Source organism: Pseudoalteromonas sp. MT33b (assembly GCF_014117385.1).
Taxonomy (GTDB): Bacteria; Pseudomonadota; Gammaproteobacteria; order Enterobacterales; family Alteromonadaceae; genus Pseudoalteromonas; species Pseudoalteromonas lipolytica.
Genome location: NZ_CP059832.1, coordinates 803,823 through 818,910 on the forward strand (window position 1 = coordinate 803,823; position 15,088 = coordinate 818,910).

Annotated in this window: 16 protein-coding genes and 1 pseudogene; 16 read left to right on the forward strand and 1 reads right to left on the reverse strand. The window is 39.8% G+C overall.

Annotation, left to right across the window (positions count from 1 at the left end):
• Positions 1–82: 82 nt before the first annotated feature.
• Positions 83–535 (forward strand): hypothetical protein, encoded by a 453-nt coding sequence (locus H3302_RS19475; protein WP_182396561.1) that lies wholly within the window; start codon positions 83–85, stop codon positions 533–535.
• Between the two features lie 350 nt (positions 536–885).
• Here H3302_RS19475 and H3302_RS19480 read toward each other — a convergent pair.
• Positions 886–1,857: pseudogene (locus tag H3302_RS19480) on the reverse strand (integron integrase).
• Between the two features lie 238 nt (positions 1,858–2,095).
• Between H3302_RS19480 and H3302_RS19485 the strand changes: the two are divergent.
• The 15 genes from H3302_RS19485 (at position 2,096) to H3302_RS19550 (ending at position 15,025) form a co-directional block, all read left to right on the forward strand.
• A complete protein-coding gene (locus H3302_RS19485; protein WP_220469629.1) occupies positions 2,096–2,509 on the forward strand; it encodes a hypothetical protein in 414 nt (137 codons plus the stop codon).
• Between the two features lie 76 nt (positions 2,510–2,585).
• The gene (locus H3302_RS19490; protein ID WP_182396563.1) at positions 2,586–2,999 is read left to right on the forward strand and encodes a hypothetical protein; all 414 of its coding nucleotides are present in this window, start codon (positions 2,586–2,588) and stop codon (positions 2,997–2,999) included.
• An 85-nt stretch (positions 3,000–3,084) separates the two neighbouring features.
• The gene (locus H3302_RS19495) at positions 3,085–3,594 is read left to right on the forward strand and encodes a hypothetical protein (protein ID WP_182396564.1); all 510 of its coding nucleotides are present in this window, start codon (positions 3,085–3,087) and stop codon (positions 3,592–3,594) included.
• A 157-nt stretch (positions 3,595–3,751) separates the two neighbouring features.
• Positions 3,752–4,105, forward strand: a complete 354-nt coding sequence (locus tag H3302_RS19850) for a hypothetical protein (RefSeq protein ID WP_220469630.1) — start codon at positions 3,752–3,754, stop codon at positions 4,103–4,105.
• Between the two features lie 113 nt (positions 4,106–4,218).
• Entirely contained in the window at positions 4,219–4,596 is a 378-nt protein-coding gene (locus H3302_RS19500) for a hypothetical protein (protein ID WP_182396565.1), read from the forward strand.
• 127 nt (positions 4,597–4,723) lie between these two features.
• The gene (locus H3302_RS19505) at positions 4,724–5,098 is read left to right on the forward strand and encodes a hypothetical protein (protein ID WP_182396566.1); all 375 of its coding nucleotides are present in this window, start codon (positions 4,724–4,726) and stop codon (positions 5,096–5,098) included.
• A gap of 103 nt (positions 5,099–5,201) precedes the next feature.
• On the forward strand, positions 5,202–5,420 hold the full coding sequence (locus tag H3302_RS19510; RefSeq protein WP_182396567.1) for an Imm27 family immunity protein: 219 nt from the start codon (positions 5,202–5,204) through the stop codon (positions 5,418–5,420).
• Between the two features lie 296 nt (positions 5,421–5,716).
• A complete protein-coding gene (locus H3302_RS19515) occupies positions 5,717–6,421 on the forward strand; it encodes a hypothetical protein (RefSeq protein ID WP_182396568.1) in 705 nt (234 codons plus the stop codon).
• Between the two features lie 494 nt (positions 6,422–6,915).
• Positions 6,916–7,668: a DUF3450 domain-containing protein gene (locus tag H3302_RS19520; RefSeq protein WP_036971874.1), complete on the forward strand. Its 753-nt coding sequence runs from the start codon at positions 6,916–6,918 to the stop codon at positions 7,666–7,668.
• Between the two features lie 10 nt (positions 7,669–7,678).
• Positions 7,679–9,046: a MotA/TolQ/ExbB proton channel family protein gene (locus H3302_RS19525; RefSeq protein ID WP_036971873.1), complete on the forward strand. Its 1,368-nt coding sequence runs from the start codon at positions 7,679–7,681 to the stop codon at positions 9,044–9,046.
• A gap of 3 nt (positions 9,047–9,049) precedes the next feature.
• Positions 9,050–9,577, forward strand: a complete 528-nt coding sequence (locus H3302_RS19530) for a MotA/TolQ/ExbB proton channel family protein (protein WP_065979084.1) — start codon at positions 9,050–9,052, stop codon at positions 9,575–9,577.
• Positions 9,578–9,623: 46 nt separating this feature from the next.
• Positions 9,624–10,037 (forward strand): biopolymer transporter ExbD, encoded by a 414-nt coding sequence (locus tag H3302_RS19535; RefSeq protein ID WP_063707380.1) that lies wholly within the window; start codon positions 9,624–9,626, stop codon positions 10,035–10,037.
• Between the two features lie 12 nt (positions 10,038–10,049).
• A complete protein-coding gene (locus H3302_RS19540; protein WP_065979085.1) occupies positions 10,050–10,655 on the forward strand; it encodes an energy transducer TonB in 606 nt (201 codons plus the stop codon).
• 17 nt (positions 10,656–10,672) lie between these two features.
• Positions 10,673–11,980: a lipopolysaccharide assembly protein LapB gene (locus H3302_RS19545; protein ID WP_182396569.1), complete on the forward strand. Its 1,308-nt coding sequence runs from the start codon at positions 10,673–10,675 to the stop codon at positions 11,978–11,980.
• A 291-nt stretch (positions 11,981–12,271) separates the two neighbouring features.
• The gene (locus H3302_RS19550) at positions 12,272–15,025 is read left to right on the forward strand and encodes a hypothetical protein (RefSeq protein WP_075593298.1); all 2,754 of its coding nucleotides are present in this window, start codon (positions 12,272–12,274) and stop codon (positions 15,023–15,025) included.
• The last annotated feature ends 63 nt before the right edge of the window (positions 15,026–15,088 follow it).

Here is a 15,088-nt window from a genome sequence, read left to right on the forward strand (position 1 = left end):
AACTGGCCAGTCATGAGTACCCAAGTATTTTTATATTAATTGAACATATTTTGCTAGCATTTAAGAAAAAGGAACTCTGCTGATGAAATTATTAGTATTTTTAGTTTTCGTATCATTTAACTCACTAGCAAACCAGTTAGTTAGAGACTCAGATTTTGAGCACAGTGAGACTATTTACTGGATTAATAAAGATAATAATAACGCAATAATTTACAGCCAATTTGAAGCTTTTCATATGCTTAAAGGTTTAATTAGTAAAACTCTTATGAGTGAACCTTTTGGAGTTAATGTTTCAGAAGATATTTGTCACTTTGATCGACTCCTTTTTGTTGATGAGCAAAAAAATCTATTGTTTGAAATTGCAATTAATGATGATGAAATCATCTATAAAGGGAATGCTTATATTGTTAAAAACAAGAGTTTAGAGAAATTTAAATCTCATAACCTTAAGCGAATCGAAAATAACGAGAGTATGCTAGGCAGGTATATAAAGTTAAATGTTAATGGCTACTCTGATAAATGTACTAACTTTTAAGGTCTTTAAATATTCAGAGCATGCATATGTGCTGCGCAACATTCTAAATGTGGTTAGTCTGAGAGTCGCTTTGAAGCAAGGAACTTACATTCGATCTAGCTCAGTTAGACACAAATTAGTTACCAATTAAGGGCAGCTTTACCAGAAGTGGAAATTTAAGCTTAATTCGTCTTTGCCCCATTGTAAGTTAATGTAAAAGGTCTAAGGGTGGCTTTGAGCGAAAAGCGGAAGCTAACGCTTTCTATTTATTAAAGCCACATTTCCCAATAGCAGACGTTAACTACCACTAAATTAAGTCATAACTTCAGGTCTATTTAATGAGCAAGAACTAATAGCTGAAAATTGCTTCATTAGAGTAGCTTACTCAATGGGCTTACCACTCCATTAGCACCTTGTTGTAAAACATGGGTATATATTTGTGTTGTTTTAACGTCTGAGTGACCGAGTTGGCTTTGCACAGTACGAATATCTGCTCCACTTTGTAGTAAATGCGTTGCGAACGAGTGTCTTAGCGTATGAGGTGTAATTGGTTTAGTCAGTTGTGCTTTTAACGCAGCTTTTTTAATCGCTTTGCGCACCCCTGTGGGATAAAAATGATGTCGTCTAATTTCACCTGTTTGTGGATCTGCACTTAATTTATAAGAGGGAAACAAATATTGCCATGCCAGAGATTTATTTGCGGATGGATATTTACGAGCAAGGGCATTAGGCATCCAAACTCCCGCGAATTGCTCGTTCTTTATATCAAGCAGCAGATAATCATTGGCCTGCATAATCTGACTTCTTAATAAAGGAATTAACTCAGTGGCTAAAGTCACTATGCGATGTTTATTACCTTTACCATTCCATATCCGAATGCTTTTATAATCAAAATCAATATCTTGAACACGTAATTGGACAGCCTCCATCACGCGTAAACCGCTACCATACATTAACCCAGCGATTAAGTAATAGCGTTTATCTAAAAATGACATCAACAATTTTACTTCATCAGATGTCATAACAATCGGAAGTTTTTGCTGTTTTTTACTACGCACAAAGACAAGGTCGGGCGATAACTCTTGTTTTATGATGTGTTTATATAAAAGTGCCAGCGCATTTAAAGCCGTCGCTTAGGTTTTAGGTGACACATTTTTCTTCAAAACCAAATAGTCTAAATATTTTTCGACCTCATTATCCCCCATAGATGAGGGGTGCCGCTTGTCGTGATAATTAATAAAGCCAGCAATCCATTTCAGGTAAGTGTCAACCGACCGTAAAGAATATTGTTTGGCTAACATGTAATCTATGATTGAGTTTAAAAATAGCGAGCGTGTTCTCATAACTATTCCAATAAAAATTAATGCTGTACGTATATACAGTTTGGCTGCTTTGCCCCCATAGTCAAGAAAACGAGCAAATGAGTCGTTTTCTACTTTTTGTCAAAAGATGATTTTTCTAAATGTTATTATTTGGAAATGGCTTAAGATGTATGATAAAACTGGTTCAATCAGATAAACGACCCAACCATTGGTAGAGAAACGACCCATTGGGTCGATATTAAATTGTTAGAAGACTCGGATGATATACGAACCTAAAGTGTCACTAATTGAATTTCCATTTAAATCTGACCGAAGTACGGTAGTTGATGAAGTGAAACTATCTGATAAAGGTCTTGATATCATTGTTGAGTCAAATGATTGGAAAGTGAACGTGAATTTTGACGTAACTTGGGGCTTTCGTGTTCTTGATGAACTTGACCTTTGTGAGTTTTGGAAGGAATGTGATTTAACTCAAGGTTGGTTCTTTGAGGTGCTAGAAGGCGGATGGAAAGCTCTTGAGAATACAAGAGGTCATTTTGTTTCAGATAAAATGTATAAACATCGTGAATTTCTTATTGTTGGGTTAAACGAATGTGTTTCTGTTTTAGGTCAAGAGCTCCCAAAAGTTACTGAGCTTACGTCTTCTAACAAGTCACTAAAGCAGGACTCGTAACAGTTGGCTCGGTTCCGCTTCGCTTCACATTTTAGCCAACAATTACTCGCCTCTTAGTGAGGCGTTAGGCTTACGGATGAGTATCGAGTTTCACACAAAAACCTTAGATAAGAATCAGCTTAAAAATGAGTTGGAATTTATAGCTAAATATCTTTTAAACTCTGGAATATCTGAATGCAAAATATTGTTCGGTTTTGGCTGGGGAATAAATTATTACCCAACCAATCAGTGGTTACCTGAAACAATCTTGATTGGAGAATTAATTTCAAAAATTCATGACGTTGAAACTCAAAATTTAGGTCAACTTGGTAAAGATGATTTATTCATTTCTCTACCATCGTTTGAAATTAAATTCTGTAACGACGGTGATCTTCATTTAAGTTATAGTGCAAGTTCAAAGCAAAGTAGTGAAATTTTAAACCGTTGGCAAGCTCTTGGTTTTGAACCTCGAGAAAGTAAGCCTAACAAACAACTCATGCGGGACTGCTAAAGCTTGGCTCAGTTCCGCTTTGCTACACTATTTTAGCCAACTTTTTTACGCCGCTTAGCAAGGCGTTATGTTACTAGGGAAGTCTGTGCGTAAATTCTTAAATTTAAGTAAAAATAGGCAGGTTGAATTAGATAAAAAATTTCCTGATTTATTTAAAATTTATTGTGTAGAAGATTCACCTCATTATAAGAAAGTCGCAATAACTGTTTTTGATCATTGGTTAACTCGTGAAGAGTTTGAGAATGATTTCCCTGATAAAACCGAGCGGTTACGACGAGATAAATCATTGCATGATTTTGCAAAGGTTATGTCTAAAAACACAGAAGTATTGAATTTTAAATTTAAAGGTAAATGGGAGCGTTGTTATCCATCCTTTAGAAAGTTTAGCTCTCAAGCAGCTATGGATATTTATTTACATCCTGCTGGTGATAATGATTCCTCAGATAAATTTTGCAGGTTAGTTTTACCAGAATTTTCAGCCGTGTATTTTGAAAGCTGGGATTATACGAATATATTTTACATTCAAGATGATAAAGTTATAGCGCAAATTAAAAAGTGGGCTAATGAGTCAGGCGTTTATTGCTTGGAGTATTAGTAACATAACAAGCCAATAAAGTGACGGGACTGCTAAAGCTTGGCTCAGTTCCGCTTTGCTACACAAGTTTAGCCAAGCATTATCAGCCCCTTATTGGGGCGTTATGTGGCATGGAGATAAATTGAGAACCTCAAGGATAGTCAAATACACTTTCATCATGTTCGTACTGCTTACAGCACTAAGTACATTTACGAGTGTGGTAATAGGAGTCGACAATTTAGCGGCACTATCATTTGGCGAATATTTTACATATCAATTAATGCCGCCATCTTTGTTAGCAGTAGCCATGTATGCACTAATGGCGAAACGAGACTCAGCTAAAGCCTGGAGATACACTGCCAGTGTGTTTTTGTTTGGCTTCCTAATGGGCATGTTAATCCTTTCGTTGCTGACGCAAGAACTGTATATCCCACCAACATGGTTCGTAGAGCTTCCTTTGTCGGTAGCCTCGGCTATTGTTGGTACTTTAATCGGGATAAAGTGGAGTATAAGAAGTGCGTCTGCCACATAACAAACGCATTAATGAATGGACGTCTAAAGCTTGGCTGACGCTCGTTCCTCGCTGATTTTAGCCAAGCTTAATCCGCCCATTATGCGGGCGTTATATGCCAAGGATTATTCGAGTTGAGTATTAGCCCGTGGGATTATGAAGTTAATGTTAAAAGTTCCAATCAAAGATATTTAGCCTCTGTTACCAATGCTAATGAAATAGCTATGGGGGCGCCAACATCAGGAATCCTTTCCATTGACGGAAAAATCATTTCTACCCGATGTAATCCTTCGATTATTTGGTCAAATAATTCTGAATATTTAGCATTTCCCAAATGGACTAAATCAAATGACCAAAAGTTAATGGTTTATTCTATGAAATCCGGTGAATTGAAGCAGTTACCAAAAACTTATAGAGTATTAGAACTTAAACAGTTTAATGACCGGAATATAAAAGGTGTAGATTCACCTATTTATAAGCCCAAAGAAATAAACGTAGAAATTGATTTTTAGTATTGGCATATAACAAGGCGTTTAAAAAATCGGACACCGTAATGCTTGCTCGGTTCCGCTTCGCTACACAATTTTAGCAAGCATTACTAAGCCGTTTAACGCGGCGTTATATTGCTAGGGAGTTCAATTGAAGCACTGTTTAATCGCAAGCTTTTATGCAAGTTTAACTTCAGCACTAGCATTGATAATAATTGCACTTCCTGATTATTCTGGGGCTTCAATTTTATTTGGTTTGTTTGCATTTCCTGTTGCTTTTATTTGTTCAGTAGCGTTTTCGTATCCTCTAATTTACTTTCGATCAAAGCTAAGTTTAAAAAAATGGCAAAGTGGCTCATTGTTCATGATTACAGGTTTAATTCTTGGTGCTATTACACCAATACTTATATTGGGCTGGGTAACAGTAGACGTAAATAGCATAGTGTTTATAATGCAGTATAGTTTTATAGGTTTTATTGCCTCTGCTACCGCTTGGTATTACGTACATCACAATGTCGCAATATAACAAGCTAATAAATAAGGACAAAAAACAGTTGGCTGTTTTCGTTCCTCAACATTTTATCCAACAATTTTTTGCCCATTGTTAGGGCGTCAGGTGTAAAGGAAGTATGAGTGAAATTTCAGGGATTGATGCAATAGAAAGCTATATCAATTCAAACCTAGAAAAAGTCAAAACCGACGAAACTGGTTGGGACACTCTTTACTTCAATAAAGCCACAAAACAATACTGGGTGCATTGCTACCCAAATTCTGAAGTTCATGGTGGAGGTCAACCTCAGCTTAAACAAATTTCAGAAGCCTGTGCGCAAACTAAGTTCGGTGTGTAATTTACACCTAACAAGTTACTCAAAAGGACGCAAAACGCTTGGCTTGTGCTCCTTCGTCGCTAATTTTAGCCAAGCATTTATGCGCCCATTAGTAAGGCGTTACCGAACGTCTGCTTTTGTAAATCTCGCATATTTTATATGAATGCCTGAACGACTCTTAATGGCACAGAGCCGTCCTTCGGCTCTAACTCATTTCTGTCCAGTGATGAGTTAACATCAATCTAGCAGCATTTCAGTTTTAAAGAATTATAAAAATAGGCCGATACAAAACCATATCACTGAAACAGGGACGTGTTATGAAGGTTAATTCTGAAAATTTACCGCAACCACTAAATAATCAAAATGTGACATTAGAATCACCCAACAATGGAGAGGCTCTTTTAAATACTGAGCTGAAAAAGTTGGCGGATGACATATATCACAAAAGCGAGCCACCTGAACTAGAGCAAACATATAGCAAGCCACTGACAATGACCGCGAGCAAAATAGACATGACTAAAACGGTTGATGACTTTATGTATGAACTTGCTGTTGCGACTGGCGAATTATATATGCCTGGTGGGAGTGTACCGAAGGCTGTGGAAAAAATGCTTTCTCCTTACGATGCATTACTCTCAGATATAAATAATCAAGCGCCTTCATTGGCCTATAAAAGTTGGGGAATATCAATAAACCAATCTGGTACTTTAGAAGCGACTGGTTCGATTAAAGACCTTGAAAAAGAGTACTTAGAAGAAAAACTAAATGGTTCGGAGGAATTAGTAAGTGCTATAAAGGATTTTAAATCTAATTATTTGAAATATATCGGGCCTGAATCCCGGGGCTATGGAAGGTATGATGTTACGAATGATAATTTTGCCGATGTCTTCGATTTTAGAGAAATGCTTGAAAGCTCAAGGAGCAATGACGACTTTAAAAGGACGTGGGAGTATGAAACAAATTGGCTAAAGTTGACTGATAACATCTTGTCACAGTTAAAACGCAGCGCTGCGAGATATTAGTTACTTAAAAGGTTTATTTGGCATTGTAATTGGGCCACACAGCGATCATTTAAAAATGTCATATTAGGCTCGCTTTAACTATCAAGTTTGGCACTGAGACTTATCTAACGATTAAATCTTAATTGGTGAATAACTAACATTATTTATTTGGCGTAGTTATGTGTAATGCAAACTCATTTTTTATTGGCGAGTACCGATTAACGCATCTTTGTGCAAAAACGCGCTGCCGTGAGTTTTTCTAAAAGCTTAAATTTAATGTCATTTTTTAACTGAAATTTCAAAATAATTGCCCCAGATGTTTATAAATGCCTAACTTATAAGGCACATCCTCGAGATTTTCCCCTTATTTTTGCCCAACATAAACGAATTGTTACAGCTGTCATATTTTTGTATTTTTTACGCAACACGCTTGTCATTTTTCATCGTTAGACTTTCGCTCATTAAAACAACCCCACTAGCAAATTAAGCTAATTTAACGAGTAAAGGTGTATGCGATGAAAGGCGTTAAACCACTGATTTTAGCAGGTATTGTAGCGGCATCTGCAGCAGTACATGCAAACGATCTAGATAAAGTAATTGATAAAAGTAGTGAGATAAACAAATCTGCTGCGCAATCACAAACTAAAATCGACAAGATTGCAGATTCAATGCAAGGTCGTTTACAACAGTTCAAAGCCCTAAACAAAGAAATTGACGGTTTAACTGTTTATAACGCACAACTTACTAAGCAATTAAATAACCAAATTGCTGAAATGGACGCGTTAAACGAGTCTATGGATCAGGTATCGGTTATCGAGCGTCAAATCACGCCGTTAATGATGCGCATGATCACAGGCCTTGACCAATTTGTTGCACTCGACGTGCCTTTCTTAACTGAAGAACGTAGCAAGCGTATTGCCTCATTGAAAGCAATGATGGACCGCGCAGATATCACATCAAGTGAAAAATTCCGCCGCTTACTGGAAGCCTACCAAGTAGAAGTTGATTACGGCCGTACTATCGAAGCGTACACCGCATTACTTGATGTTGATGGTCAAGAGCGCGAAGTTGACTTTTTACGTATCGGCCGTTTAGAGCTTATTTATTTAACACGCGACGGCAAAAAAGCAGGTAGCTGGGATAAAGAAACAAAATCGTTTGTTGAATTACCCGATTCTGCAATCAGTCAAATTAGTAAAGGTTTACGTATCGCGCGTAAGCAACTTGCCCCAGATATGTTAACACTGCCAGTCCACGCTGCTGAATAAGAGGTTCGAGATGAAATTATTAACGACAATGACAAAAATGGCCGTGTTTGCAGCTGGCCTTGGTTTTGCGGGTAGTAGCTTTGCTGCTGAGCCAATGGATTTAGACTCATTACTAAAAACATTAGAGCAAGGTAAAGCACAACAAAGCGCTGAGAATAAACAACGTGAACAAGCGTTCATGGCGCGCCAAAACGAACAAGTGCAAATGCTTAAAGATACACAAGCAAAGCGTAATGCCATGCTTAACGAGTCGGAGCGTTTAGAAACGCAGTTTGAAGAAAACGAAGTAAAACTTGCTAACTTAACCGAGACACTTTCAAACCGTATGGGTTCACTTAAAGAGCTATTCGGTGTGTTACAGCAAGTTGCGGGTGACTCAAGCAACAAATTCATGACCTCTGTTGTTTCTGCTGAGCTACCAGGACGTAGTAACTTCATGGATGAGCTTGCTCAAAAAATGGGGTCAACGTCGAAGCTTGCTTCAATCGATGATATTGAAAAAGTATGGTTTGAATTACAACGCGAAATGACTGAGCAGGGTAAAGTATCTCGCTTTACGACGGATGTTATTGTTGAAGGTGGCAGCAAAGCACAAAAAGAAGTGGTGCGTGTTGGTGCATTTAACTTAATCGCGGATGGTAAATACCTAGAGTACACGCCAGCGACTAACACAATCAGCCAGCTTACTCGCCAACCAAGCAGCCGATACACAGCGACGGCATCGGATCTTCAACAAGCTAACTCAGGTGTTGTGCCGTTTGCACTTGACCCAACAGGTGGTTCAATCTTAGGTCTTTTAGTTCAAGCTCCAGACACCGAAGAGCAAGTTCACCAAGGTGGTACTGTCGGTTACATCATTTTAGGTGTTGGTTTAATTGCCTTATTAATCGCACTTGAGCGTTTTGTATCACTGATGATTATGGGTGGCAAAATCCGTCGTCAGCTTAAAGACACGGTTGCACGTGATGACAACCCACTTGGTCGTGTCATGAAAGTGAAAGATCAATACCCAAATGTAGCGTACGACACACTTGAGCTTAAATTAAGCGAAGCAATCATTCGTGAAATGCCAAAAATTACCCGTAACCTAACGCTCATTAAGATTATTTCTGTGGTAGCTCCGTTATTGGGTCTACTTGGTACGGTAACCGGTATGATTAATACCTTCCAGGCTATTACTTTGTTCGGTACAGGTGACCCTAAACTAATGGCTGGTGGTATTTCTCAGGCACTTGTAACAACAGTACTGGGTCTGGTTGTGGCTATTCCAACGGTATTTTTATACACACTTCTTAACACGCGCTCTAAAAACATGCTGTTAATTTTACAAGAGCAAAGCGCAGGTATCATTGCAGAGCGAAGCGAGAAAGGAGCGTAAATCATGGTGCTATTGATTGATGCAATCAATGCTCTACGTGATTTCCTCGACACGGGTGGCCAAGTTCTCTTGGTCATCGGGGTCCTCATCTTCGCGATGTGGTTATTGATACTTGAGCGTTTTATGTATTTCTTTGGTGGCTTTAAACGCTACAAGAAAGACGTAAAAAGCACTTGGAACAATCGAGCAGAGCGTAACAGTTGGAACGCAGAGCAAATTCGCCAAGCGATGATTTCACGCGCTGGCATGCAACTAAATAATAACCTTGCGCTTATCAACGTAATGGTTGCGTTATGTCCACTTTTAGGTCTGTTAGGTACTGTTACCGGCATGATTGAGGTATTTGACGTAATGGCAATCACAGGCACAGGCAGTGCGCGTTCGATGGCGTCAGGGGTGTCTAAAGCCACTATCCCAACAATGGCGGGCATGGTGGGTGCACTTTCAGGGGTGTTTGCATCAACGTATTTACAACGTCGTGCAAAACGCGAAGTGCAATTACTTGAAGACAACATGGTCTTAGACCACTAAATGAATTTTAGGGTGATGTAAAACACCACCCACTAGGAGACAAATAATGAGAGCGCCACTAGGTAACTTATTTCAAGAAGACGATGCAGAAGAAATCAACATGACACCAATGCTAGACGTTGTTTTTATCATGCTTATTTTCTTCATCGTAACAGCATCATTCGTAAAAGAAGCCGGTATTGATGTTAACCGCCCTGAAGCGGCAACCGCTGTGAAAAAAGAGCGTGCCAACATTTTAGTTGCTATTTCAGACAAGGGTGAAATTTGGATTAACAAACGCCAAGTAGATATCCGTGCGGTACAAGCAAATATCGAGCGCTTAAAAGCTGAAAACCCTCAAGGTAGCGTGGTTATTCAAGCTGATAAAAAAGCCACAACCGATGTACTGATTAAAGTTATGGATGCATCGCGAGCTGCAGGCGCATTTGATGTGTCGATTGCTGCGCAAGAAGCATCATAAGGAATGTGAGCGATGCGTTATATAGTTGCATTAATCATCGCTGGTATCGTGACTGTCATGCTGTTTTTAGGCATGCAGGCACTGATCACCGGCGGTGAAGGGGCCATGTCTGAGCCAGTAAAAGGGAACGTACTTGATTTTGTTCGTCTGAAAAAAGAAGAGACGGTACAAAAGAAAGAGCGCAAACCACAAAAACCACCAACACCAAAAGAGCCACCACCGCCAATGGAATCACCGCAAATGCAAAACAGTGATCCCAATGCAAGCAATGCAAACTTTGACTTTGGTGCAAGCGTTGAAGCCGACGTTAACTTATCCGGTGGTTTAGCGCTCGAATCAAGCGACGGTGAATACTTACCCATTGTAAAGGTAGCGCCTGTATATCCGCGCCGAGCTTTATCGCGTGGTATCGAAGGTTATGTAATTGTTGAGTTTACAGTAACCAAGCAAGGCACCGTGCGTGACCCTAAAGTGATTAAAGCGGAACCTGAGTCACTGTTTGACCGCGCTGCAATGGATGCTGCACTTAAATTTAAATATAAACCGCGCGTTGTTAACGGTGAAGCCGTTGAAGTAGCGGGCGTACAGAACAAAATTTCTTTCCAGATTAACGGTTAGAGAAGAGGAATGCGATTATGAAACCTTTAAAAGTTGCCGTGATTTGCGCGGCTGCTTTCACAAGCAGCCTTGTAGTACCAAGCGTTGTTAGTATGTTACCAGGGGTAACATTGGCTACAGCTTATGCCGAAGATCAAAAAACCAAACGCGTACCTGCACTGCGTGAAAAAGTGTATAGCCAATTGGCGCGTGCTCAAAAGCTGGCTGATGATGGTGATGCAAAAGCGGGTCTTGCTGCCTTAGATAGCATAAAAGAGCGTTCATCAAGTATGAACTCGTATGAAATTGCCATGATGCATAATTTCTACGGCTTTATTTACTACAACGAAAACGATCTTGGTAAAGCAATTGCGTCGTTCGAAAAAGTAGTGGCAGAAGAAGAAATTCCTGAAACATTGCGCGTAAGCACCACGTTTAGTTTAGCGCAATTAGCGATGGCAAATAGTGACTACGATAAAGTAATTACGTATTTGGAACAGTGGGATAAAATCAATGATAAGCCAAAAACAGATGCGTATTACGTATTAAAATCGCAAGCTTATTATCAGCTTAAAGATTATCAAAAAGGCATTGAAAACATTAACCTTGCTATTGCAGAAGCTGACAGCAAAGGTGAAATGCCAAAAGAAAACTGGCTAATTTTACAACGTGCAATGTACTACTCACTCAATCAATCTGACAAAGTGGTTGAAGTGCTAGAGCGATTAGTGAAGCTATACAATAAACCTGAGTACTGGGTTCAATTAGGTGGTATGTATGGTGAAACAGGCGCAGAGAAAAAGCAGTTAGCAGTGTTAGAAGCCGCGTATCAGCAAGGCTTTTTAAAGTCTAAATCTGATTTACGCCAATTATCACAAGTGTATTTATACAACGGTCTTGCTTATAAAGCGGCGAATGTGATGAGTAAAGCCATGAAAGACGGTGTCGTTGAACAATCTGCTAAAAACTATGCTTTTGTTGCAGAAGCCATGGTGCAAGCAAAAGAAGATGAAAAATCATTGCCGTATTTTGCTAAAGCTGCTGACTTAGTGTCGCACGGTCAGTACGACCAGCGTATCGCAGAGGTGAGCATTAACCTTGAAAAATACGACGAAGCAGCGGATGCAGCCCGTAAAGCACTTGATAAAGGCGGCTTAGAGTTTGAATCGAATGTGTATGTAGCCTTAGGAATGGCACAGTACAACTTACAAAACTTTGATGCCTCTATTTTAGCGTTTGAGCAAGCTGAAAAACACAAAAAGTCACAGCGTTTAGCTGAGCAATGGATCAAGTATGTGAAGCGTGAAAAAGTACACGCCGAAACGTTACGTACCGCATTGCTCTAATTTGTATTCAACAGGCAAGCGTACAAAATAACTTAATTATAATCGCAACACCAAAGCTGCCTTCGGGCGGCTTTTTTCCGTTGTTTAATTTAAGTTAACCCTCTAATTTTAAAGTCAATTACATTGTCATTTTATGTTTATTAAAATGTAACCACTTTGTCATACAGCTCCCGTAAGGTAGTCGCAGTTTAAAACTCAAGTGACCCAAAAGCATTACTTTACAGTGCTTTTTGGTGACTTGAGTTTATGCGCTAACACAATAATTAAATATCTATCTTAACGGAGTGAACAATGAAATTATCTGGCTTATTCAAGGTTAGTCTTGTAGCGACAGCAATCTCACTAGCAGGTTGTGGCGGTGGTGATATCAACATCAACGTAGAAGAAACGGTCGAACAACCAACTACACCTACTAACCCAACTACACCACCAACCACGGAAGAATTACCCGGTGTATACAGCCAAAGCCTTTCGAACGAAGTATCTGCTGCATTAGGTCGTGATGTAACAGTACAAGTTCTTTCAGGTGTAATCACAGAAGATACTACATTATCGACAGACGCATTCTGGGCCCTTGATGGTGCTGTTTTCGTTGGTAACGATAAAGCAGACAGTGCAACATTAACTATCGAACCAGGTGCCGTTGTATTTGGTAATAATGGTTCTGATTATTTAGTTGTAAGCCGTGATTCAAAAATTGAAGCGACAGGGACGAAAAATGACCCAATTATCTTTACTTCTAAACAAGACGTAACTGGTGAAGAAACATCAGCTGGCCAATGGGGCGGTATGGTGCTTCTTGGTAACGGTATCTCTAATAAGTGTCCTGCTGAAGGCGATTGTGCTCTACAAGTTGAAGGTGTTGAATCAGGTGCTGTATTCGGCGGTACAGACAATACAGATAGTTCAGGTACTTTAAAGTACGTTGTTGTTAAAAATGCGGGTTATGAAATTGCACCAGATAATGAACTAAATGGTATTACATTTGGTGCTGTTGGATCTGGTACAACGGTTGAGTACTTACAAGTTCATAACAACTCAGATGATGGTGTTGAATTCTTCGGTGGTGCGGTAAATCTGAAGCACGTTGTATTAACAAGCATCGACGATGATAGCATCGACTGGGATAATGGTTACCAAGGTAAAATGCAATTCGTTTATGTTGAACAAGATCCAGATTCAACAGATGCAAACCGTGGTATCGAAGCAGATAACGACGGTAGCACACCTTCTAAAGAACCAAAATCATTACCAATCATTTCTAACTTAACAATCATCGGTAACAACTTCGACGGTGAAGACGATGCAGAAGGTATCTACCTTCGTGAAGGTACAGGTTTACACCTTTACAACTCTGTGATCACTGGCTCTGACGAAATGGGTGAGTGTTTAGAAATTGAAGGTGCTGAAGACGGTGCAAGCGAAACAGTTAACAATGCTAACGATGGCACTATCTTAATGCAAAACACGTTTATGTCGTGTACCAATGGCGAAAACTTCAAAAACCCAGTTGATGGTAGCGGTAATTCATTACTAGAGCTTGAAACGTGGTTTACAGCACAATCAGGTAACGTAATCAATGATAAGCCAATGCTTGGTGCAAACGGTCAACCAATTGCGGGTTCTCCATTACTAGGCGCGGGCCAAGATGTAGCAAATACTGTTGATGCGTTCTTTGATACAGTTGACTTTGTTGGTGCATTAAATGACTCAGATGACTGGCGTGAAGGTTGGGCATTTGGTTACGGCGGCGGTGAAGTAACTGCACCAGCAGCTGTAGCAGGTTGTCCATCAGGTACAACGTCAATTTCTCCAGTTGATGGCAGCACAACAACATGTGAAGTGTCTGGTCGCATTACCGCTGATTTAACTCTTACTGCGGGTAACTACTACGCATTAAGCGGTGCAGTATTTGTAGGTGAAGATAATGCTGATTCAGCTACTTTAACAATCGAGCCAGGCGTAACAGTATATGGCCGTACAGGTGATGATTATTTAGTAATTAGCCGTGGTTCGAAAATTAATGCTAATGGTACTAAAGATGAGCCAATCTCGTTCACTTCAAGCCAAGATGTTATGGGTGGTACTACAGCCGCTGGTCAATGGGGTGGTTTAGTTCTTCTTGGTAATGCACCATCAAACAAGTGTCCAGCAGAAGGCGATTGTGCACTTCAAGTTGAAGGTGTTGAGTCAGGTGCGGTGTTCGGTGGTACTGATACAACAGATAACTCAGGTACGCTTCGCTATGTTCGTGTGATGAATGGTGGTTACGAAATCGCACCAGATAACGAATTAAACGGTATCACGTTCGGTGGTGTTGGTTCTGGTACTACTGTTGAGTATGTGCAAGTTCACCAAAATGCGGATGACGGTGTTGAGTTCTTCGGTGGTAACGTACAAGCGAAGTACTTAGTACTAACAAGCATTCAAGATGACAGCATCGACTGGGACAATGGTTTCCAAGGTAAAATGCAGCACATCCTTGTTAAGCAAGCAGCTGATAACTCAGATGCAAACCGCGGTATCGAAGCCGACAACGATGGTTCTTCACCTTCTAAAACACCTAAATCTAACCCAACAATCGCTAACTTAACAATTATCGGTAACACCTTTAAAGGTGAAGATGACGGTGAAGGTATGTACTTCCGTGAAGGAACTGGCGCGCAAATCTATAACGCAATCGTAACGGGTCCTGAGGGCATGGGCGAGTGTCTTGAGATTGAAGGCGCTGCTTCTGGTGAAAGTGAAACAGTTAAGAATGCACAAGATGGTACGTTAATGATTAAATCATCAGTGATTGCATGTTCTGAAAACTTCAAAGACCCAAGCGGTGTAGATTTCAGTGTTGAGAACTGGTGGACAAACACATTAGGTAACTTAGTTGCTACAGGTCAAACGCAAGTTGTAAATGGTATTTTTACTATCGATACAACCACAGCGACAGACGTTAAAGCAATCGACGGTTTCTTTGATACAACAACGCACATTGGTGCAGTATCTGCTGATAACAACTGGACTGAAGGTTGGACGGTAGGTCTGGAATAACACAGTAAGCGAGGTGCTAAACAGTGCGTTTAGCACCTTTAAATAACTTTCTGTAACGTATTT

Excerpts from the sequence above, each read along its gene's own strand:
- H3302_RS19515 (WP_182396568.1), top strand. The coding sequence starts at position 5,717 with ATGAAGGTTAATTCTGAAAATTTACCGCAACCACTAAATAATCAAAAT.
- H3302_RS19550 (WP_075593298.1), top strand. The coding sequence starts at position 12,272 with ATGAAATTATCTGGCTTATTCAAGGTTAGTCTTGTAGCGACAGCAATC.
- H3302_RS19535 (WP_063707380.1), top strand. The coding sequence starts at position 9,624 with ATGAGAGCGCCACTAGGTAACTTATTTCAAGAAGACGATGCAGAAGAA.
- H3302_RS19510 (WP_182396567.1), top strand. The coding sequence starts at position 5,202 with ATGAGTGAAATTTCAGGGATTGATGCAATAGAAAGCTATATCAATTCA.
- H3302_RS19490 (WP_182396563.1), top strand. The coding sequence starts at position 2,586 with ATGAGTATCGAGTTTCACACAAAAACCTTAGATAAGAATCAGCTTAAA.
- H3302_RS19540 (WP_065979085.1), top strand. The coding sequence starts at position 10,050 with ATGCGTTATATAGTTGCATTAATCATCGCTGGTATCGTGACTGTCATG.
- H3302_RS19850 (WP_220469630.1), top strand. The coding sequence starts at position 3,752 with ATGTTCGTACTGCTTACAGCACTAAGTACATTTACGAGTGTGGTAATA.
- H3302_RS19520 (WP_036971874.1), top strand. The coding sequence starts at position 6,916 with ATGAAAGGCGTTAAACCACTGATTTTAGCAGGTATTGTAGCGGCATCT.
- H3302_RS19545 (WP_182396569.1), top strand. The coding sequence starts at position 10,673 with ATGAAACCTTTAAAAGTTGCCGTGATTTGCGCGGCTGCTTTCACAAGC.
- H3302_RS19475 (WP_182396561.1), top strand. The coding sequence starts at position 83 with ATGAAATTATTAGTATTTTTAGTTTTCGTATCATTTAACTCACTAGCA.
- H3302_RS19530 (WP_065979084.1), top strand. The coding sequence starts at position 9,050 with ATGGTGCTATTGATTGATGCAATCAATGCTCTACGTGATTTCCTCGAC.
- H3302_RS19525 (WP_036971873.1), top strand. The coding sequence starts at position 7,679 with ATGAAATTATTAACGACAATGACAAAAATGGCCGTGTTTGCAGCTGGC.
- H3302_RS19485 (WP_220469629.1), top strand. The coding sequence starts at position 2,096 with ATGATATACGAACCTAAAGTGTCACTAATTGAATTTCCATTTAAATCT.